This window comes from Rudaea sp. 3F27F6 (genome assembly GCF_005503555.1).
Classification (GTDB): domain Bacteria; phylum Pseudomonadota; class Gammaproteobacteria; order Xanthomonadales; family Rhodanobacteraceae; genus Rudaea.
On sequence record NZ_SCNG01000001.1, the window covers coordinates 352,336 to 372,481 of the forward strand.

A 20,146-nucleotide genomic window follows, 5' to 3' on the forward strand; every position below is an offset into this window, starting at 1 on the left:
CCCCGCATCGGGGCCCACCCGGCGATCTCCATAACTGGTTTCCCCATGTCGACCGAAAAAGAATCCCTGACCTACCGCGCCGCCGGCGTGGACATCGATGCCGGCGAAGAAGTCGTCGAACGCATCAAGCCGCTCGTCGCGCGCACGTTTCGCAAGGAAGTGATGGCCGGACTCGGCGGGTTCGGTGCGCTGTTCGAGCTCGCCGGGCGCTACAAGGACCCGGTCCTGGTCTCCGGCACCGATGGCGTCGGCACCAAGCTCAAGCTCGCCCAGATTCTCGGCCGCCACGACACGATCGGCATCGACCTCGTCGGCATGTGCGTCAACGACGTGCTCGTGCAGGGCGCCGAACCGTTGTTCTTCCTCGATTACTTCGCCACGGGCAAGCTCCACGTCGACACCACGGTCGCGGTCGTCGGCGGCATCGCGCGCGGCTGCGAACTCGCCGGCTGTGCCCTGATCGGTGGCGAGACCGCGGAAATGCCCGACATGTATCCGCCCGGCGAGTACGACCTCGCCGGCTTCTGCGTCGGCGCCGTGGAGAAGTCCGCGCTGATCGACGGCGCCAAGGTGCAAGCCGGCGACGCGATCATCGGCATCGCTTCGAGCGGGCCGCACTCGAACGGTTATTCGCTGATCCGCAAGATCGTCGCGCGCGCCGGCAATCCGTTCGATCTGGATTTGGGCGGCGTCAGTCTCGCCGATGCGCTGATGGCGCCGACGACGATTTACGTCAAGCCGATCCTCGATCTGCTCAAAGCGCAGCCGGTGCACGGCATGGCGCACATCACCGGCGGCGGCCTGACCGAAAACATCATCCGCGTCGTGCCCGACGGCCTTGGCATCGCGCTCGACAGCAAGGCTTGGACGCAGCCTGCGGTGTTCGACTGGCTGCGCCGCGAAGGCAACGTGCCGCAGACGGAAATGTGGCGCACGTTCAATTGCGGCATCGGCTACACCCTGATCGTCGCGCGCGACCAGGTCGCGATGACGCTGCAGCGCCTCACCGCGCTGAATCTCGCCGCGTGGACGATCGGCGAGATCGTGCCGGCGAACGGCGAAGATCGCGTGCACATCGCGTAAAGCCTCGCCGAGATTGCGCTTGCCAGACTCTCGTCCCTTGCGCGTCGTCGTCCTCGCCTCGGGCCGCGGCAGCAATTTCGCCGCGCTCGCCGACGCGCGGCGCCGCGGCGAACTGGCGATCGACATCGCCGCCCTGTTGTCCGACCGGCCCACAGCACCCGCGCTCGAACTGGCGCGCGAGGCCGGTGTCGAAGCGATCGCGCTCAAGCCGCGCGATTATGCGAGCCGCACCGAATTCGATCGCGCCATCTTCGATCGCGCCGCCGAGTTCGCGCCCGACCTGATCGCGCTTGCGGGCTATATGCGCATCATTGACCCGGCCGTCGTCGGCCACTGGCACGGCCGCATGATCAATATCCATCCGTCGCTGCTGCCGAAGTATCCCGGCCTGCACACGCATGCACGCGCGATCGAAGCCGGCGACGCCGAGCATGGATCGAGCGTGCATTACGTCACCGCCGAACTCGACGGCGGTCCGGTGATCGCGCGGGCCGTGCTGCCGATAGAAAAAGACGACACGCCGGAAACCCTCGCCGCGCGCCTGCTGCCGCTCGAACACCGCCTGCTCGTTGCGACGACGAAGCTGCTTGCGAGCGGGGCGATCGCGCTCGACGCCAATCGCGTGGTTCACAACGGCCGGCCTCTCGCCGCGCCGCTGCGCCTCGATGCGAGCGGCGCGCTGGCCTGAATCCCGGCGATACCGGTTTTATTCAGTCGCGGCGCGGCAGACTCGATCCACTCCCCTGTTTCCCCGGCCGGACCCCAGCCACCATGCGCAAATTCGCTATCGGTTTTCTGCTCGCTCTTTCCACCGTCGCCGCGCATGCGGCCGACCTCAAGGCGACCAGCGCGGTCTACACCGTCATCCGCGACGGCAAAGCCATAGGCGACGCGAGTTATACGCTCAGTGCGAACCCTGACGGCAGTTGGACCCTGCGCAGCGAAATGAAAGGCACCTCGGGCACGGCGCGCCTGGTCGGGCTGAACATCCACGAAGAGTCGACCTTCCGCTGGAACGGCGGCAAGGTCCAAAGCCTGCGCTACGATTTCAAGCAGGACGCGACGTTCAAGAGTTCGGTCAAGCACATCGATTTCGACCACACCGCGAAGCAAGCGCATTCGCGCGACGGCAAATCGAACTCCGACTACGCCATCCCGGCCGACGCCCTCGATCGCACCAACCTGACCCTCGTCCTCGGTGCCGCCGCCGCGAGCGGCAAGCGCGACCTGACCTTGCCCGTCGCCGGCCGCGACCACATCGAGTCGCAGCACTTCGCGGTCAAGGGTGAGGAGACCATCCAGGTCCCCGCCGGCAGCTTCAAAACCCTGCGCTACGAACGCGACGACATGCCCGGCAAAGCACGCTCCTGGTACTCGCCGGCCACCGGGGTCTTGCCGATTCGCTTTGAGAAGGCGCAGGGTGATGGGTCGGTGATTGCGCTCGAGTTGAAGGAACGCGGCTAAGCCCCAAGGGGTTTCTTCGCCTCTCGGCGGCGCGCGACTAAGGGTTCGGCGCTTGCTTTTGCTCGTCATTCCCGCGTGCTCTTAGCGGGAATCCAGTGACTTTGCTTTTTTTTGTTGGGTTAAGAGCAAAGGCTTCCACTCGCCCTGCGGGCGAGCGGGTAACTTTCTTTGCTTGTGCAAAGAAAGTCACCAAAGAAACACACCCCAGAACATTGCGCCCTTCGGGCTCCTGCCCGAAGGGTCCGCGTCAGCGGCCGGGTTCCGCTAATTGCACATCCGTGTGCAATAGCGGAATCGGCGCGATCCATCGCGCCGACCCTCACGGGCCTTTTCGTCCGCTGCCGCCGCAATGTAATGGGGACCCGGAAGAGCCGGAGCAGCGCGCATCATGCGCGCCAGAGCAAAGCGAGAAGCAGGCTCTCCGTGCTCTGCTCTGCTTTGCTTTTGCTTTTTTGCTTTTGATCTCGGGTCCCCGTCAGCCGCGGCGAGGGCATGACGGATTCGCCCATAGGGTCGCGCGCAGGATGCGCGCGAGTTCGCGAATGGACACGGATGTCCATCGAGCGAACCCCGGCATGACCTCGCGTACCCGGAGCGCGTAGCGCGGAGGGCGCGGCTCCCGGGGCGGCGTTTCTTTGGTTACTTTCTTGTCGCTGCTGACAAGAAAGTGACCCGCTCGTCCAAAGGACGAGTGGAAGCCTTGGCTCCTAACCCCCGATAAAAAAGCAAAGTCACTGGATTCCCGCTAAGAGCTCGCGGGAATGACGAGAAAAAGAAGAGCTGGATTCCTGCTTCCGCAGGAATGACGAGCAAAAGAAGCAAAGTCAGCCGAACAACCAACCAACAACCGTCAGGAGGGCAACCGCCGGATATGCGCCCCGAGGCTGCCGAGCTTCTCTTCGATGTTCTCGTAGCCGCGGTCGATGTGGTAGACGCGGTCCACCGTGGTGTCGCCTTTCGCGGCGAGTCCGGCGAGAACCAGGCACGCGGACGCACGCAGGTCGGTCGCCATGATCGGCGCGCCGGTCATCGTGTCGACGCCGTGGATCGTCGCCGTGTTGCCGTCGACGCGGATATCGGCGCCGAGTCGCTGCAGTTCCTGCACGTGCATGAAGCGGTTTTCGAACACGGTTTCGGTGATGACGCCGACGCCTTCGGCGACCGCGTTGAGCGCAGTGAACTGCGCCTGCATGTCGGTCGGGAATGCGGGATACGGCGCGGTGACGATGTCGACGGCCTTCGGCTTGCGGCCCTGCATGTCGAGCAGGATCCAGTCGTCGCCGGTCGTGATGTGCGCACCGGTTTCTTCGAGCTTCTGTAGCACGACTTCAAGCGTGTCCGGGCGCGCGCGCTTGGCCAGCACGCGGCCGCCGGAGATCGCTCCGGCGACGAGGAAGGTGCCGGTCTCGATGCGGTCAGGCAGCACGTCGTAGTTCGTTCCGTTCAGGCGCTCGACGCCTTCGATCACGATCGTCTCGGTGCCGGCACCGGAAATCTTCGCGCCCATCGTGTTGAGGCAGTTGGCAAGGTCGACGACTTCGGGTTCCTGCGCCGCGTTCTCGAGCACGGTCGTGCCCTGGGCGAGCGCGGCGGCCATCATGATGTTCTCAGTGCCGGTCACAGTGACGATGTCGAAGCGCACGCGTGCGCCCCTGAGCCGTTTCGCGCGCGCCTTGATGTAGCCGTTCTCGACGGAGACGTCGGCGCCGAGCGCCTGCAGGCCCTTGATGTGCAGATCGACCGGGCGCGAACCGATCGCGCAGCCGCCCGGCAGGGACACGTCGGCCTCGCCGAAGCGCGCGACGAGCGGCCCGAGCACGAGGATTGAGGCGCGCATGGTTTTCACCAATTCGTACGGCGCGAAATAGCGGTTCGTCGTGCGCGGATCGATGTTGATGCGCATGCGCTCGTCGATTTCCAGGCTTACGCCCATCTGGCCGAGCAGTTCCATCGTCGTCGTCACGTCGTGCAGATGCGGCACGTTGGTGATCGAGACGGGCCCGTCGGCGAGCAGGGTCGAGGCGAGGATCGGCAGGACGGCGTTTTTGGCGCCGGAAATCTGCACTTCGCCGTTAAGCGGCTCGCCGCCCGAAATCACGATTTTGGCCATTCAAGTTTCCAGTATTAGAGACGCCGCGAACGAATCCGCCCGGGATTCATTCGGAGCGCGACGCTTCTGCCGGCGTCAGCGTTTTCAGCGACAGGGCGTGGATCTCGCCGCCCATCAGATCGCCCAGGGTCGCATAGACCAGGCGGTGGCGCGCCAGCGGCAGCTTGCCGGCGAAGGCTTCGGCGATCACGACCGCCTCGAAATGCACGCCGTCGGCGCCTTCCACGTCGGCCTTGGCTCCGGGCATGCCTTGTTCGATGAGATTCTTGATCGTTTCGCTGTTCATGGGTATGGGACTTTAGCCGCGAAATGTGGCGCGGTGCGGGCAGACCGCCGATTTTCTGTCATCGGCGCGACGGATATTGCGTTATCTTCGTCCTGATGGGGGTTCGCGCCGCGGCATCGGCAGGCGGGAACCCGAGAAGCGTTTCGATGTCCCATCCGACGCGCTTCTGGCTGGCACAGGGGGTGACGGCTACAATAGGAAAACGACAATGGTAGCGAATTACCTCGGGCACAGAAACCCGGAACCTGCGCACCCTGCCCTTTCCCTGCTCCATCCCCAACTTATGAGCGCGTTGATGAACGCGAAGATCCAGCCATTCAACCCGGCCCAGACGCACGTGCGGCTCGATTCCGCCGCCTTGATGCGCAGCGCCGCCACCGTGATCGATACCGAAGCACGCGCGATCGACCTGCTCAAGTCGCGCATCGACGGCGAATTTCTGCGCGCCTGCGAGCTGATGCTCGACTGCGCCGGCCGCGTGGTCGTCTCGGGCATGGGCAAGTCCGGCCACGTCGCGCGCAAGATCGCAGCGACCCTGGCCTCGACCGGCACCCCGGCCTTCTTCGTCCATCCGGGTGAGGCGAGCCATGGCGACCTCGGCATGATCACGCAGAAGGACGTCGTCCTCGCCCTGTCGAACTCGGGCGAAACCGACGAACTGCTCGCCATCCTGCCGCTGATCAAGCGCCAGGGCGTGCCGCTGATCCTGATGACCGGCAACCCCGATTCCTCCCTCGCGGCGATGGCCGACGTGCATCTCGACGTCAGCGTGCCCGAGGAAGCCTGCCCGCTCGGCCTGGCGCCGACCGCGAGCACGACCGCCGCGCTCGTCATGGGCGACGCGCTGGCGATCGCCCTGCTCGAGGCACGCGGCTTCACCTCCGAGGATTTCGCCCGCTCGCATCCGGCCGGCGCACTCGGCCGGCGCCTGCTCGTGCACATCAGCGACGTGATGCACGCCGGCGAACGCATCCCGACCATCGGCGCCGACGCGACGCTGTCCGAAGCGATGGCCGAAATCACCCTCAAAGGCCTCGGCATGACCGCGGTGGTCGATACAGAGGGGCGCCTGATCGGCGTCTTCACCGACGGCGACCTGCGCCGCGCCTGGAGCAACGTCGACATCGACCTGCGCAAGACCCATGTCAGCCAATTGATGACGCGCACGCCGAAGACGATCACCGTCGACAAACTCGCGATCGAGGCGGCACGCGTGATGGAAGACCACAAAATCAACGCCTTGCTGGTAGTCGATGCCGACGATCGGCTGGTCGGGGCGCTCAATATTCACGACTTGTTTCTGGCGCGTGTGGTCTAACGGCGCGCGGTTTTGTTTATTCGGCCTTTGCGTTTATTTGGGTGGGTTAGGCGAAACCTTTGCTTGGGCATCGCGTTAGTATTGCTAACGCTCAAAGTCTTTTGAGCCAGAGCAAGGGCTTCCACTCGCCCTGCGGGCGAGCGGGTCACTTTTCTTCAGCAGCGAAGAAAAGTAACCAAAAGACGCCGCCCCAGAACATTGCGCCCTTCGGGCCTCCTGCCCGAAGGGTCCGCGTCAGCGGCCGGGTTCCGCTAATTGCACATCTGTGTGCAATAGCGGAATCGGCGCGATCCATCGCGCCGACCCTACGGGCCTTTTCGTCCGCTGCCGCCGCAATGTAATGGGGACCCGGAAGAGCCGGAGCAGCGCGCATCGTGCGCGCCAGAGCAAAGCGAGAAGCAGGCTCTCCGTGCTCTGCTCTGCTCTGCTTTTTTGCTTTTGATTTCGGGTCCCCGTCAGCCGCGGCGAGGGCATGACGGATTCGCCCAAAGGGTCGCGCGCAGGATGCGCGCGAGTTCGCGAATGGACAGGGATGTCCATCGAGCGAACCCCGGCATGACCTCGCGGACCGCCGTAGGCGGCGCGGCTCCCGGGGCGGCGTTTCTTTGGTTACTTTCTTGTCGCTGCTGACAAGAAAGTGACCCGCTCGTCCGTAGGACGAGTGGAAGCCTTTGCTCTGAAACACAAAAGAACAAAAGCAAAGTCACTGGATTCCCGCTAGAAGCACGCGGGAATGACGAACAAAGAGCAATGCGAGCAAAGAAGAGCTGGATGACCAGCCCTGCGGCTGTTGAAAGCCCTGCTTCCGCAGAAATAACGAGTAAAAAACCAGAATCAGACACCCCTGAAACAATCCCCAACCCACTCCTCAGCCCTCGTTAACAACCCATGGCTGTAGAATTGCCGCCTCCGAACCGCCCGAATTCTCATGCTTCCCACGGATCTCCCCGCTGACATCCTGCAGCGCGCCGCACGCATCAAGCTCGCGGTATTCGACGTCGATGGCGTCCTCACCGACGGCCGCCTCTGGTACGCCGCGGACGGCAGTGAGCTGAAGGCGTTCCACGCCCACGACGGCGCCGGCATGAAGCGCCTGCTGGCGGCGGGGGTCGAAATCGCCGTGATCACGGCGCGCACGAGTCATGTCGTCTCGGTGCGCATGGCCGAACTCGGCATCGTGCACGAGTATCAGGGACGCAGCGACAAGCTCGCCTGCTTCGAGCACCTGCTCGCCGCCCTCCAGCTCGCCCCCGAGCAAGCCTGCTACACCGGCGACGACATGGTCGACCTGCCGCCGATGCTGCGTGCCGGGCTTTCGATCGCGCCGGCCAATGCGCATCCATACGTGCGCGAACGCGCCTTGTGGCGCACGCGCCTGGCCGGCGGCCAGGGCGCCGCGCGCGAGGTCTGCGACCTGCTGCTCGCCGCGCAGGGCAAGCTCGAACTGCCATGATGGATCGTCGCAACTGGCTGGTCATCGCCATTCTCGCCGTGATCGCCTTCGCCGCCTGGATGGAGGTGTGGCTGATCCGTGCGCGCAACGCGAACGACGATTTCGTCGGCCCGCCGCGCTCCGACTACACGCTGAATAACTTCACCCTCGACGCGCTCGACCAGGAAGGCGCCTACGCGTTCAGCGTCAAAGGCCCGCGCATGGCCCGCCGCGGCGACGACGGTTCGAGCTACATCATCCAGCCTGACTACGAGATCATCGACAACGGCGGCAATACCTGGAAGGGCAAGTCCGAATCTGCCTGGATCGACAAGGACGGCAACGTGATGAAGCTCGAAGGCGCGGTCGCGATGCATCGCGTCGCGACCGAAACAGTGCAGCGCGTTGACGTGCTGTCGAGCGATATGACCATTACCACCGACCCGAAACTCAAGGACGCGCAGGGCCGCCCGATCGCCAATGCGCCGCATCGCGATCAGCGCATGGAAACCGCGGCGCCGACCACGATTTTCGAAGCGAACTCGGTTACGCACAGCATCGGCATGAAGGCCGATCTCGATCTGAAGACCACGGAAATGCTGTCCGACGTGCATATGATTTCACTACCGGGGAAACGTTGATGAAGACGGGGAAAATCCTCACTGCAGGCTGCATCGCTGCGCTGTTGCTCGCAAACGAGGCGTTCGCGCTGAAGTCCGACAAGGACCAGCCGGCGAACGTCGATGCGAACTACTCCAAATCGGTGCAGAGCAAGACCAGCGCGGTCAACGATCCGGACGTGACCGATCTCGACGGCAACGTCATCATCACGCGCGGTTCGATCAAGATGACCTCGTCGCATGGGACCATTTACCGGATTCCTGGCGGTGCAAACGATCCGAATGCCGGCAAGATGTCGCGCATCATTCTGACCGGCAAACAGGCGCACCTGCAGCAGGTGCACGACGGCGACTGTTCGCTGATGACAGCGAATGCCGACACGATCGACTACAACCCGTTGACCAACATCGCCGAGCTGACCGGCGGGGTGGTCGTGGTGCAGCAGGGGCGCAGCGAGTTCCACGGCGAGCACATGCTCTACAACACCGACACGGGCGACATGGAATCGGGCAACAAGGCCGACCCCGCTGCGCGCGTGCACATGGTCATGGAAGCAAAGACCGCGCCGCCGGCGCCGAGCCCCAACAATTGCGGCTTCCCGGTCGGCACGCCCAAACCCGCCGCGGCGAAACCCGCGGACAAGCCGGCCGCGACCAAGCCGGACGGCGACAAGAAGGATGCCGGCAAGGCCGCCGCCGACAAGAGCAAGGACGGCGCGCGCTGATGCTCAACGCAATCGGTTTGCAGAAGAGCTTCAAAGGGCGCACCGTCGTGCGCGACTTCGAGTTCACCCTCGAACAAGGCGAGATCGTCGGCCTGCTTGGCCCGAACGGCGCCGGCAAGACGACGACGTTCTACATGGTCGTCGGCCTGATCGGCGCAGACGCCGGCCGCATCACCCTCGACAAGCACGACATCACCGCGATGCCGATGCACGCACGCGCGCGCCTCGGCGTAGGCTATCTGCCGCAGGAGCCGTCGGTGTTCCGCCGCCTCACTGTCGAGGAAAACGTGCTCGCCATCCTCGAATTGCGCGAGGATCTCGACGCTGACGGCCGCCGTCGCGAACTCGAGTCCCTGCTCGATGAGCTGCAGATCGCGCACATCGCGAAATCCAAAGGCCAGGCACTGTCGGGCGGCGAACGCCGCCGCGTCGAGATCACGCGCGCGCTGGCCGCCAAACCGCGCTTCATGCTGCTTGACGAGCCGTTCGCCGGCATCGACCCGATTTCGGTGGTCGAGATCCAGCGCATCGTGCGCCAGCTCAAAGAGCGTGGCATCGGCATTCTCATCACCGATCACAACGTGCGCGAGACACTCGGCATCTGCGACCGCGCCTACATCATGAGCGACGGCGCCGTGCTCGCAAAAGGCTCGCCCGAAGACGTGCTCGCGAACAAGCAGGTACGCGAGGTGTATCTCGGCAAAGAATTCCGCATGTAGCGAGCGCGTCAGCCACTGGATCCGAACGTCAACACGTCGACGTAATTGGGATTTCCCTCGGCTTCGATATGCCAGTGCACGGACTTCTTCTGCCGCCAAGGTGAGCGAAAGATCACCGTCGTAATATCCTCGTAAGCCGGCGAGACGTCCCAGCCGTCGACACTGACGCTGATCAGTTTGTATTCCAGATAACGATGCGCCCGATGCGTAACGAGAACAGCCTGGTCTCCAGACGTGTCGCCATCGACGACGAATCTGCGCGACGTCCCGACGAGCCGATGCGGCCTGTTCAAGTAAAGCGGCAGATCCCAATGCAACGGCGTGGTGCTCTGCCAAACCGCCGTGGGCACTGCTAGGCCGAGCGTGTCCAGCCGTCTCGCCGGCTTCATAGCGAGTATCTCCCACGCTTGCGTGTGCAAGCCGAGCACCGCTTCACGGCCGACCTGAGGCATGCCGCCCATCTCGATGCCGTCGGCACCGCCACAGAGCTGCATGGCGCCGGCGCCATGGGTGATGTCGAAGAGATAGGCGTAATGCCCGTACAACGTGACTGGATGACACAGCTCGCGACCGAGGGCGAATACCTGGTAGAACGGGATGCGTGTGACCCGGTAACTACTTATCGGCTTTTCGTAGTCGCGAACGTCCATGAGGCCATTCTTCCCGGGCGATGCCTTGATCTCAGTCAAGTCCAACTGCGGGACGGCGAAATACGCCCAGACCGAAGCAGACCACACGGTTAACAAGGCCACGCCCGCGCCAACCGCTCTGCGCGACCATACGCGCGCAGCGCACGCCCACTCCCATCCGAGCGCGAACAAGGCAGCGAACAGCGGCCATTGGACATAGATCATCCAAGGCGGCATCGACTTGCGCAGTGAACAGACGAACATCGACTGCACGATGAGCAGGCCGAGCAACGCCGCGATCAGCCTTCGCTTGGCCGGTTCGCGCAGGCATCGCAACACCAAGCCGACCGCGGCGACCAGAAGCATCAGGACGTAGAGTGCAAACAGCCAGCGTTCGACTCTCGGTGGCTCCTCGAGCCAAAAACGGGTGATGTACTTCGGCCCGTTCATGAGAATCGCGCGATCCAGTTCAAGGGCTTTGAGAAACGAAGGCGAGCTCCATTCTCCTTTGGCATAGCTAGTCGCGGTGGCAACGTCGGGGAATCCATCGCGCCATTGCACATACAGCGCAGGCACGAACGGCAAAATAAATAGAACGGCGAAGAAAAGGCCGTGCAGAATGCGCGTCGCCCAATCAGGCGAGTTGCTCAAGCAGTACAAAGCCAGCAGGCCGACGAACAACAGCGTCGTCGGATGCGCCTGAAACAGCAAAGCGCAGGCGATGCCAGCCGCTACCGCACGCGGCACGTCCGGTCGTTCGCGATAAGCCAGCGCGGCGAGCACGCCGAATAGCAGGCAAGGCACCACCGCGATTACATGCGTGAGTGAAACGACGGAAACGTCCATGTAACCCGGCGTGGCGAGGGCGAGAGCAAACAACAGGCTCTCCCTAGCGCTGCCGAAACGCAACCCGAGCCGATACGCCAGCGGAAACTGCAAAGCACTGATCACGCCCATGCAAGCCATCGCCGCCGCCGCGTTGGGCACCAGCCATACGGCCATCGCAAGCACGTAGTACCACAACGGCCCCAGGTGCAGCATGCTGTTGATAACCGGGCCGACCAACGGAAAGTACTGCCCGGCAGCGATCTGCTGAGCAAAAAAGACGTCCCGATTGGTATCCGAGCTCCCCGTGGAAGCGAGAGTCACGCAGATCACCTGAATCAGCATCAGAGCGGCCAGCACGGCGATATGCCAAACCGGAATTCCGTACGCCGTCGGACTGCCCCCCCTCAAATCTGCTCCGCGCAATACGAACCCCTTTCTTGATGCGATAGTATCGCCGCGCAGCGGTATCTTCGTCACGCTCGCGAACCTCGCGTTACGACCTGCCGAAGTTGAAATTGTTCCTTTGAAGCCTAAGGAAGCGAACGATGGACCCTTTTCTCGATGCAGCAGTGAAAGAAGCCGAAGCCGGCCTCGCCGAAGGCGGCATTCCGATCGGCAGCGTGCTTGTCTACGAAGGCCGGATCATCGGCCGCGGCCACAACCGCCGCGTGCAGAAAGGCAGTCCGACCTTGCACGGGGAAATGGACGCGCTGGAAAATGCGGGCCGCCATTCAGCCAAGGTCTATCGCAACTCGACGATCTACACGACGCTGTCGCCGTGCTCGATGTGCTCGGGTGCGATCGCGCTCTACGGCATTCCGCGCGTGGTCGTCGGCGAAAACACGACGTTTATGGGCGAAGAAGACTGGCTGCGCAGCAAAGGCGTACGGCTCGAAGTCGTCAACGATCCGCGCTGTGTCGAACTGATGCGCCAGTTCATCGCGGCGCGGCCTGAGCTGTGGAACGAAGACATCGGGGAAACCTGAGTGCTCAGGCCTCGAGCGTCACAGCCCAGCGAATCACCTGTCTGCGGTCGACGATACTGGCGCAATATTCCTTCGCGCCAGTATCGAGAAAAGCCGGAGGCCGCAGCGGCCGACTGCGACTACTTCGCCGGGTATATCGTCGCACCGAGCCAGCGAATACCCGCGGCGCCGGATTCCCACGGAAACAATTCTTTCGGGATTTTCGCAACCGGCTCGCCATTGATCGAACATTCGAGTCCGCCGAGGCTCGGGGCGATGTGGATCTCCCCGGCCAAAGGAAGCCCGTCGACACAAATCGCGTCGTTCTTTGCCGACCACTCGTTGCCGTCGTGAACCCAGAGCTGCAGGCGAGCGCGATCTCGCGCATAAGCGGAAATCAACAACGCGTGCATATCGGTATCGGCACCATAGCCCCGATACGTCACGATCGACACATGAGAATGCGGTGCATCGGACTCTATGCGGTAGCCGATGCTCATACGCCAGCTCGCCCCTTGCGGCGAAGAAGGTTCAACCATCAGGCAAAGATCTTCGAGATCCGCAGTCAGCCCACCGTCTTCTCCCGCTGACGGGATGCCGCACACCGGCCGGAATCTCTGCCAAGCTTTGCGGCTTCTGCTCGCGCGATGCGCGGCGTTCAAACGGTCTGTACGAATCTTGGCGTGCGCATCGAGCGCCGGCAGATCTTCGATGCCGGCGAATACATGCCCATGGTGCGCCTCGTCCGGCACGCTGAGCAGACGCACCTCTTTGACTGCGCCGTACCAGCCGAGCGGCACGTAGTCGAGTGTCTGCCAGGTCTTGCGGTCGACGACCCATATGCCGCTCATCGAATTGCGGCGTATTTCGCGCGGCGCCTTGCGGCCTTCGCCCACGACGATATAGTCGGCGGACGCAGCCAGGCCGCGCAGGTAGCACAGACTGCCCGACTCCCAGAGTACGCGCCCCTCGCCGACATCGACCAGCGCGCCCGCGTCGCTGTGGCAACTGACCTGCCTGCCGTCGGCGGTGATCCAGATATTGTGCAACCCCGTGCGATTCTTGATCGGCGTGACGTCCACCAGTTCAAGCGACGGATAAGTGAATTTCGCGAGTTGCGAGCCCTTGTGGAATCCATGCGCGATGACGTAGAGGAACCCGTCCTTCTCGAACACCGAATTCAGATGATCGCCCGGATGCTCCGTCGTCGAGAGACGATCCCATCTCGATGCGGAAATCCTCGCCTCTTGAAAATGCCCCGGCCGCTTCAGATCGATGACCGAGATGGTATTTCTGCCGGTGTTCGCGCAGACGATGCGTCCGTCGGAGGCACAAAGAATCTGATGCGGCTGCGAAAGAAACGGTCCGGACTTCTCCTGTCCGTGCGAGATGTAGCCCAGCTCCGATTCCACATAGGACTTCAGATCGACAAGACGAGCGCTGTCGACCGCGGAGTGAGCGAGGACCAGATTGCGCCCCCCGGGAAACCAGGAAACGCCGTAGCCTTCAGAATTTTCCGTATCGAGCGGAATCACATTCCGCGTATCCAAATCCACCAGCAGCAAAGCCGATGCGGACACCAAGGCGAGATTTTTCGATTTCATCCGTCCTGCTGCGAAAGCGCCAGCAAGATCGGTACCTGGCTTAAAGCCATCACTCTCCGTATTTGGCAATGTCATACCCCATTAAAGCTAATCCGTAACCCCAACGTCATAATTTTCCGAACACTCCTTCAAAAACGGGCTCAGGTAGCTGCGGTTGACGGCACGAATCCAAGCTCGTGCCGTCAACGCAGATTCCACTTACCGATGCATGCGGCGCGACTTTTACTCGGGAAACTCCCCAGCCCCCGAAGCCGCGCTATGTCCGACTGCCGGCTCAGCGCCCGGACACAGGGCGGTGCAACTCAATGCACCGCACCCACCGCTGCCACAACAAAAGATTTCACAGAGGTGCGATTGTCTGCGTCGCCGCACCGTTCGTCGTGTTGCCGGCAACATAATTGTTGCCGAACGAAACCGTCTGACCGCCCACGGCCGTGATACCGCCGCCGTTGCCGGTGATCTGCAGATTGGACATATACACCGTCCCATTCGTGCCGGAATAAACGCCCCAGCTGATGTTGGACGCAATCGTGCTGCTTTCCAGACTCATGACCGCCGCGCGCGAGTCGGCCGAGCCCGCATTGAACGCCACGGCGGAGTTACCCGTCGCAACGCAGTTGCGCGCCGTCGCAGTCACACCGCCGCCAATGCGCAGGCCGCGCAGATTTCCTTCCATGGTCACATCGGTCAACGTGGCCGTCGCGGTTGCCGATGAGCCCGGCGCAACGAACACCGCTCCACCGGTGTTGCTCAGCAGCTTGGTATGGCTGACATAAAGCGCATTCGTCGTGCCTGTCGTAGGCGCGAAATTAATGCCTTGCTGAGTAAACCCGTAGATATTGCTGTTCTCGACGTGCAGCGCCGCTCCAGCGAGGAAGTTGACGCCGTTGAGGCCGGTGCCGAGGCCGTTGATGTCGAGATTGCGCAGGACCACCACGTCGTTCGCACCCGCGTTGACGACGATGCCGTTGGTGCCCGAAACGAGCACGCCGGCGATGCTGCCGCCGCTGCCGTCGATCGTGATCGCCTTGGTGATCGTGACCGCGCCGAAGCCGCCCGGATCGAGCACGTTGATCTCGCCGCTCGCCGCCGTCTTCGAAATCGCTCCGGCGAACGTCTTGCACGGCGCCGTTCTGCTGCATGGATTGGCATCGTCGCCGACGCCGGAAACCCAGGTCCTTGTCGCCTGCGCGTGAACCTGTGCGGCGGCGAACATACAAAAAAGAAGCAACGACAGTTTCTTGAACCAGTTCAGTCCGTTCATGGCAAATCCCCTGAAAAGTGAGTTGAGCGCCGAGACAGCGAGGCCGTACGACCTACGAGTAACGTACACAGAATGCCGGGCAGCCCCACAGCCCATCGGCGGCGCGGAGATATACCACTTTTCAGGGTTGGAATACCGAACTTCCGCCACGTTTCCGGAAGATTCCACAATCCCCTAACACGACTACCGTGCCTGCGGCAGCGGCGAGTCCACTCCGATGGCCTTCGCCTCGGGCAGTTCTTTGGCCTGCCATCCGCCGCCGAGCGCCTTGATCAGGGCGATGCTGTCGTTGTAGCGCGTGCCGAGCAGGGTAATCGCCGTGCGTTCGTTACTGTAGGCCGTGTTCTGCGCCGTGATGACGTTGAGGTAGCTGACGATGCCGGCGCGGTACTGGTTGATCGCGATCGCGAGCGCCTGCTCGGCGAGCTTGACCGCCTCGTCCTGCGCCTGCGCTTCCTGCTCGAGGATGCGCAGCGCCGCGATCTGGTCTTCGACGTTCTGAAACGCGGCCAGCGACACCTGGCGGTAGTTCGCCACCGCCGCGTCATAGCCCGCGCGCGCTTGCGCCGTCTGCGCGCGCCGCGCGCCGCCGTCGAACAGCGTTTCGGCGATCTTCGGGCCGATCGACCAGTAGCGGCTCGGCGCTTCGAGCAATTTCGACCAGGACGAATTGGAATAGCCGCCGGTCGCCGACAAGGTCAGCGACGGAAACCACGCGGCGGTCGCGACGCCGATCTGGGCGCTGGCCTGCGCCGCCTGGCGTTCGGCGACGGCGACGTCGGGGCGGCGTTCGAGCAGGACCGACGGCAGTTCGAGCGGAATCTTCGGCGGATCGGCCTTGAGCGATTTCGCTGCGAGGGAAAACTGCGCCGGCGCCTTGCCGACCAGCACGGCGATCGCGTGTTCGTACTGCGCGCGTGCGACGCCGAGATCGATCGCCTGCGCCTGCGCGCTTTTCAGCTGGGTCTGCGCCTGCACCACGTCCGAGCGCGCGGCGACGCCGACGTTGTATTGGTTCTGGGTCAGATCCAGGGCTTTCTGGTAAGCCGCTACCGTGTCGTCGAGCAGGCGCTTCTGCTCGTCGGCGATGCGCAACTGGAAATACGTCTGCGCGAGAGTCGCCTGCAGCGACAGGCGCGTGTTCGCGAGCGTCGCCGCGCTCGCCTGCGCGCTGGCGACGTCGCCCTCGACCGTGCGCCGCACGCTGCCCCAGAGGTCGGGCTCCCAAGTCGCCGAGATCGGCAACTGGTACGAATTGGTGTAGCCCTTGCCCGCCGCGACCGTGCCGCCGGTGACCGTACCGCCGCCGCTGGTGCTGTAGCGGCCGGTGCGTGTCGCGGAAAGGTTCGCCGTGACGGTCGGCAGGAAGCTCGCGCGCGCGCCCGACACGAGCGCGGAAGCCTGGCGGTACTGCGCCTCGGCCTGCTTGAGGCTCTGGTTCGACACGTCGACCTGCTTCATCAGGTCGTTGAGCTCCGCATCGGCGAAGACCTCCCACCAGGCGCCGCGCTCGACCGTGTCGCCGGGCTGCGCCGGCTTCCAGCCGGCCTGCTCTTTCCAGGCGTCGTCTTTGTATGCGTCCGTGCCCGGCACGTCGGGCTTCTTGTAGTCCGGCCCGACGGCGCAGCCCGACAGCACGACCGCGAGTGCGGACGTGCAGAGCATGCAAAGCGCTTTCGTAGACTTTGCGCGTTTTATCCAATTTGCGGCCATGACGCTCTTCGATGTTTCCTGATGGGTCATACGACGGGCTCCGGCGTGGAACCGGGCGGTGCGTGATAGACGCGCGCCCAGATGCGCTTGCACCACAAGCGGAACCGGTCGAGATAGAGGTACACCACGGGCGTGGTGTACAGAGTCAAAAGCTGGCTGACGATGAGGCCGCCGACGATGGAAATGCCGAGCGGCTTGCGCATCTCGCTGCCTTCGCCATAGCCGATCGCAAGCGGCAGCGCGCCGAGCATCGCCGCCATCGTCGTCATCATGATCGGGCGGAAGCGCAGCTTGCAGGCCTGGAACACCGCGTCGCGCGCCGACATGCCCTGATGGCGCTCGGCGTCGAGGGCGAAGTCGATCATCATGATCGCGTTCTTCTTGACGATGCCGATCAGCAGGATCACGCCGATGAAAGCGATCACGGTGAACTGAGTCTGGCAGACGAGCAGAGCGAAGATCGCGCCGACGCCGGCCGACGGCAGCGTCGACAGGATCGTCAGCGGGTGCACGTAGCTCTCGTAGAGCACGCCGAGCACGATGTAGATCGTGATCAGCGCGGCGAGGATCAGGAACGACTGATCGCCCTGCCCCTGCGCGAACGCGCGTGCATTGCCGGCAAAGCCACCGTGGATCGACGTCGGCACGCCGACGCGCGACATCGTGCGCTCGATCGCGTCCGAGGCCTGCGACAGGCTCACGCCGTCGGCGAGGTTGAACGAAATCGTCGTCGATACGAACTGGCCCTGGTGATTGACCGCAAGCGGCGTCGTGCCTAGGCCGTAGCTCGCGAACGACGACAGCGGCACCATCTTGCCCAAGGTGCTCTGTACGTAAATGTCCTTGAGCGAATCGGGATTCTGCAGAAACTGCGGCGCCAGCTGCATTACGACGAAATACTGATTGAGTTCCGTGTAGATGTTCGAGACGTTGCGCTGCGCGAACGCATCGTTGAGCGCGTTGTCGATCGCCTGCGTGGTGATGCCGAGCCGGGCCGCGGTCGCACGGTCGAAAGTCAACGCGGTTTCCAGACCCTTGGCGGCCTGATCGGAATTGACGTCGACCAGCTCGGGCATCTGCTGAAACGCCTGATTGATCTTCTCCGACCAGTTGCGCAGCTCGTCGAGGCTGTCGCTCTGCAATGTGTACTGATAGGTCGAATTGCTTTGCCGGCCGCCGGTGCGGATGTCCTGCGCCGGCTGCAGGAACAACTGCGCGCCGGCAACGTCGGAGAGCTTGCCGCGCAGCCGGCTGATCACCGCGTCGGCACCGATGCCGCGTTCGGACAACGGCTTCAGCGCCGCGTAGACGAAGCCGCCGTTGCGCTGACCACCGCCGGTGAAGCTGACCACGTTCTGCACCGCCGGATCGGCCTTCACGATCTTGGTGAAATCGGTCATCTTCTGCGACATGAGCTGGAACGAAATGCTCTGGTCGGCCTGCACGCCGCCGACGATAAAGCCCGTGTCTTCGGTCGGGAAGAAACCCTTCGGCACGATGACGTAGAGATAGACGTTGAGGCAGACCGTGGCGAGCAATACGAACATCATCAGCAAAGGCCGCGTGAGCGCCCAAGTCAGCGTGCGCTCGTACGTGCGCAGCATCGCGGCGAAGGCGTTCTCGCTGTAGCGGAAGAAGCGCCCGGGTTCCTTGTTCGGCTCGTGGCGCAGGAAGCGCGAGCACATCATCGGCGTCGTCGTCAGCGACACGGCGAGCGAAACCAGGATCGACACCGACAGCGTGATCGAGAACTCGCGGAAATAGCGGCCGACGAGCCCGCCCATCAGCAGGATCGGGATGAACACCGCGATCAGCGACAGCGACATCGACAACACGGTGAAGCCGACCTCGCGCGCGCCGAGCAGCACGGCCTGCATGCGCGACATGCCGGCTTCCATGTGACGCGAAATGTTCTCGAGCACGACCACCGCATCGTCGACGACGAAACCGGTCGCCACAGTCAACGCCATCAACGAGAGAATGTCGAGACTGAAGCCGAACAGATACATCGCGCTGAACGTGCCGATCAGCGATACCGGCACCGCGACCGCCGGAATCAGGGTCGCGCGCCAATTGCGCAGAAACACGAAGACAACGAGGATCACCAGGATCACCGCGATGATCAGCGTGGTCTCGACGTCGCGCAGCGAAGCGCGGATCGTGTTGGTACGATCGACCGCTACCTCGACATCGATGTCAGCCGGAATCGCCGCGCGCAGCTGCGGCAGCATGGCGCGGACGCGGTCGATGGTCTCGATGATGTTCGCGTTCGGCTGCTTGATCACCTGGATGATCACCGCCGGCACTCCGTTGAACAGGCCCTGGTTGCGGATGTCCTGCACGCCGTTGCTTACGTTCGCCACGTCCGACAAGCGCACCGGCGCGCCGTCTTTCCAGGTGACGATGAGGTTCCGGTACGGCGCCGCGTCGAGACCGAGCTGATCGTTGGTGTAGATCTGCCAGTGTTTCTCGCCTTCCTCGACGTAGCCCTTCGGCCGGTTCGCATTCGCGTTCTGCAACGCGATGCGGATCGTGTCGAGCGCGATGCCGTACTTGTTCAACGCGGCGGGATTGATGTCGACACGCACCGCCGGCGCAGTCGCGCCGTTGATCGACGCCTGGCCGACGCCCTCGATCTGCGAGATCTTCTGCGCGACGACATTCGAGGCTGCGTCGTAGATCTGGCCCGTCGTCAGCGTCTTCGACGTCATCGCGATGATCATGATCGGCGAGTCGGCCGGATTGATCTTGCGATAGGTCGGATTGGTCGGCACGCTCGGCAACTGCGCAAGCGCCGCATTGAGCGCCGCTTGCACGTCGCGCGCCGCGCCGTCGATGTCGCGCGACAGATCGAACACCAAGGTGATACGCGAATTGCCGAGCGAAGACGACGAAGTCATCTCAGTCACCCCGGCGATGCGGCCGAGCTGACGTTCGAGCGGCGTCGTCACCGAAGTCGACATCGTCTCCGGACTCGCGCCGGGCAGCGACGCCGACACCGACACCGCGGGAAAATCCACCTGCGGCAACGGCGACACCGGCAACAGCGAAAACGACACCATACCGGCCAGGGCGATGCCGATCGTCAGCAAAGTCGTCGCGACGGGGCGCTTGATGAACGGTTCGGAGAGGCTGGTGAGTCTCATGCGTCCGCCCTTCCTTCTCCCGCCGGGAGAAGGTGCCCGAAGGGCGGATGAGGGAAGAGCATCGCAATATCCGATGGCGCTTGGAGGTTGCGCTGTTCTGCTCTCAATTGCTCCGGCTTGTTTGCCGCTGAGGAATGAAAAGCGCCTGCGCGAGCCAGAGCTTCCACTCGTCCTGCGGACGAGCGGCTTACTTTCTCTGCTCGTGCAGAGAAAGTAAGCAAAGAGACACGCCCCAGAACA

At 63.3% G+C, this 20,146-nt stretch carries 16 protein-coding genes; 9 read left to right on the forward strand and 7 right to left on the reverse strand.

Annotated features, from left to right (window positions below; translation table 11 throughout):
* The first annotated feature begins 66 nt into the window (after positions 1-66).
* From purM to FFS30_RS01530, 3 genes are all read left to right on the forward strand, one after another.
* Positions 67-1,083: a phosphoribosylformylglycinamidine cyclo-ligase gene (purM, locus tag FFS30_RS01520; RefSeq protein ID WP_212742423.1), complete on the forward strand. Its 1,017-nt coding sequence runs from the start codon at positions 67-69 to the stop codon at positions 1,081-1,083.
* 19 nt (positions 1,084-1,102) lie between these two features.
* The gene (gene purN / locus FFS30_RS01525) at positions 1,103-1,771 is read left to right on the forward strand and encodes a phosphoribosylglycinamide formyltransferase (protein WP_137911350.1); all 669 of its coding nucleotides are present in this window, start codon (positions 1,103-1,105) and stop codon (positions 1,769-1,771) included.
* 83 nt (positions 1,772-1,854) lie between these two features.
* Positions 1,855-2,547 carry a DUF3108 domain-containing protein gene (locus tag FFS30_RS01530; RefSeq protein ID WP_137911351.1) on the forward strand — a complete coding sequence of 231 codons (693 nt, stop codon included), beginning with the start codon at positions 1,855-1,857 and terminating at the stop codon, positions 2,545-2,547.
* An 850-nt stretch (positions 2,548-3,397) separates the two neighbouring features.
* On the opposite strand, the gene murA is transcribed toward FFS30_RS01530, so the two are convergent.
* Together murA and FFS30_RS01540 are read right to left on the reverse strand one after the other, a co-directional pair.
* Positions 3,398-4,657, reverse strand: coding sequence for a UDP-N-acetylglucosamine 1-carboxyvinyltransferase (murA, locus tag FFS30_RS01535; protein WP_137911352.1), 1,260 nt, complete (start codon positions 4,655-4,657; stop codon positions 3,398-3,400).
* 46 nt (positions 4,658-4,703) lie between these two features.
* Positions 4,704-4,943 (reverse strand): BolA/IbaG family iron-sulfur metabolism protein, encoded by a 240-nt coding sequence (locus tag FFS30_RS01540; RefSeq protein WP_137911353.1) that lies wholly within the window; start codon positions 4,941-4,943, stop codon positions 4,704-4,706.
* Between the two features lie 295 nt (positions 4,944-5,238).
* Here FFS30_RS01540 and FFS30_RS01545 point away from each other — a divergent pair, with 295 nt between their 5' ends.
* From FFS30_RS01545 to lptB, 5 genes are all read left to right on the forward strand, one after another.
* On the forward strand, positions 5,239-6,261 hold the full coding sequence (locus FFS30_RS01545; protein ID WP_137911354.1) for a KpsF/GutQ family sugar-phosphate isomerase: 1,023 nt from the start codon (positions 5,239-5,241) through the stop codon (positions 6,259-6,261).
* 928 nt (positions 6,262-7,189) lie between these two features.
* The gene (locus tag FFS30_RS01550) at positions 7,190-7,714 is read left to right on the forward strand and encodes an HAD hydrolase family protein (RefSeq protein WP_137911355.1); all 525 of its coding nucleotides are present in this window, start codon (positions 7,190-7,192) and stop codon (positions 7,712-7,714) included.
* On the forward strand, positions 7,711-8,334 hold the full coding sequence (gene lptC, locus FFS30_RS01555; RefSeq protein ID WP_137911356.1) for an LPS export ABC transporter periplasmic protein LptC: 624 nt from the start codon (positions 7,711-7,713) through the stop codon (positions 8,332-8,334). Before FFS30_RS01550 ends, lptC begins: the two co-directional genes overlap by 4 nt.
* Positions 8,334-9,038, forward strand: coding sequence for a lipopolysaccharide transport periplasmic protein LptA (gene lptA / locus FFS30_RS01560; protein WP_137911357.1), 705 nt, complete (start codon positions 8,334-8,336; stop codon positions 9,036-9,038). The genes lptC and lptA overlap by 1 nt, the downstream gene beginning before the upstream one ends.
* A complete protein-coding gene (lptB, locus tag FFS30_RS01565; RefSeq protein ID WP_137911358.1) occupies positions 9,038-9,757 on the forward strand; it encodes an LPS export ABC transporter ATP-binding protein in 720 nt (239 codons plus the stop codon). The genes lptA and lptB overlap by 1 nt, the downstream gene beginning before the upstream one ends.
* 8 nt (positions 9,758-9,765) lie before the next feature.
* On the opposite strand, the gene FFS30_RS01570 is transcribed toward lptB, so the two are convergent.
* Positions 9,766-11,691 carry a hypothetical protein gene (locus FFS30_RS01570; protein ID WP_137911359.1) on the reverse strand — a complete coding sequence of 642 codons (1,926 nt, stop codon included), beginning with the start codon at positions 11,689-11,691 and terminating at the stop codon, positions 9,766-9,768.
* Positions 11,692-11,759: 68 nt separating this feature from the next.
* Between FFS30_RS01570 and FFS30_RS01575 the strand changes: the two genes are divergently transcribed.
* The gene (locus FFS30_RS01575) at positions 11,760-12,200 is read left to right on the forward strand and encodes a nucleoside deaminase (protein ID WP_137911360.1); all 441 of its coding nucleotides are present in this window, start codon (positions 11,760-11,762) and stop codon (positions 12,198-12,200) included.
* 119 nt (positions 12,201-12,319) lie between these two features.
* Here FFS30_RS01575 and FFS30_RS01580 read toward each other — a convergent pair whose 3' ends face one another.
* The 4 genes from FFS30_RS01580 to FFS30_RS01595 all read right to left on the reverse strand — a co-directional run bounded on the left by FFS30_RS01580 (position 12,320) and on the right by FFS30_RS01595 (position 19,906).
* Positions 12,320-13,783: a hypothetical protein gene (locus FFS30_RS01580; protein WP_137911361.1), complete on the reverse strand. Its 1,464-nt coding sequence runs from the start codon at positions 13,781-13,783 to the stop codon at positions 12,320-12,322.
* 340 nt (positions 13,784-14,123) lie between these two features.
* The gene (locus tag FFS30_RS01585; RefSeq protein ID WP_212742384.1) at positions 14,124-15,047 is read right to left on the reverse strand and encodes a hypothetical protein; all 924 of its coding nucleotides are present in this window, start codon (positions 15,045-15,047) and stop codon (positions 14,124-14,126) included.
* 183 nt (positions 15,048-15,230) lie between these two features.
* Positions 15,231-16,712, reverse strand: a complete 1,482-nt coding sequence (locus FFS30_RS01590; RefSeq protein ID WP_249352112.1) for an efflux transporter outer membrane subunit — start codon at positions 16,710-16,712, stop codon at positions 15,231-15,233.
* A 74-nt stretch (positions 16,713-16,786) separates the two neighbouring features.
* Positions 16,787-19,906, reverse strand: a complete 3,120-nt coding sequence (locus tag FFS30_RS01595; protein WP_137911362.1) for a multidrug efflux RND transporter permease subunit — start codon at positions 19,904-19,906, stop codon at positions 16,787-16,789.
* Positions 19,907-20,146: the final 240 nt, after the last annotated feature.

Coding starts and splice junctions, on each gene's coding strand:
- FFS30_RS01530 (WP_137911351.1), top strand. CDS start 1,855: ATGCGCAAATTCGCTATCGGTTTTCTGCTCGCTCTTTCCACCGTCGCC.
- murA (WP_137911352.1), bottom strand. CDS start 4,657: ATGGCCAAAATCGTGATTTCGGGCGGCGAGCCGCTTAACGGCGAAGTG.
- FFS30_RS01540 (WP_137911353.1), bottom strand. CDS start 4,943: ATGAACAGCGAAACGATCAAGAATCTCATCGAACAAGGCATGCCCGGA.
- FFS30_RS01545 (WP_137911354.1), top strand. CDS start 5,239: ATGAACGCGAAGATCCAGCCATTCAACCCGGCCCAGACGCACGTGCGG.
- FFS30_RS01550 (WP_137911355.1), top strand. CDS start 7,190: ATGCTTCCCACGGATCTCCCCGCTGACATCCTGCAGCGCGCCGCACGC.
- lptC (WP_137911356.1), top strand. CDS start 7,711: ATGATGGATCGTCGCAACTGGCTGGTCATCGCCATTCTCGCCGTGATC.
- lptA (WP_137911357.1), top strand. CDS start 8,334: ATGAAGACGGGGAAAATCCTCACTGCAGGCTGCATCGCTGCGCTGTTG.
- lptB (WP_137911358.1), top strand. CDS start 9,038: ATGCTCAACGCAATCGGTTTGCAGAAGAGCTTCAAAGGGCGCACCGTC.
- FFS30_RS01575 (WP_137911360.1), top strand. CDS start 11,760: ATGGACCCTTTTCTCGATGCAGCAGTGAAAGAAGCCGAAGCCGGCCTC.
- FFS30_RS01580 (WP_137911361.1), bottom strand. CDS start 13,783: ATGAAATCGAAAAATCTCGCCTTGGTGTCCGCATCGGCTTTGCTGCTG.
- FFS30_RS01585 (WP_212742384.1), bottom strand. CDS start 15,047: ATGAACGGACTGAACTGGTTCAAGAAACTGTCGTTGCTTCTTTTTTGT.
- FFS30_RS01590 (WP_249352112.1), bottom strand. CDS start 16,712: ATGCTCTGCACGTCCGCACTCGCGGTCGTGCTGTCGGGCTGCGCCGTC.
- FFS30_RS01595 (WP_137911362.1), bottom strand. CDS start 19,906: ATGAGACTCACCAGCCTCTCCGAACCGTTCATCAAGCGCCCCGTCGCG.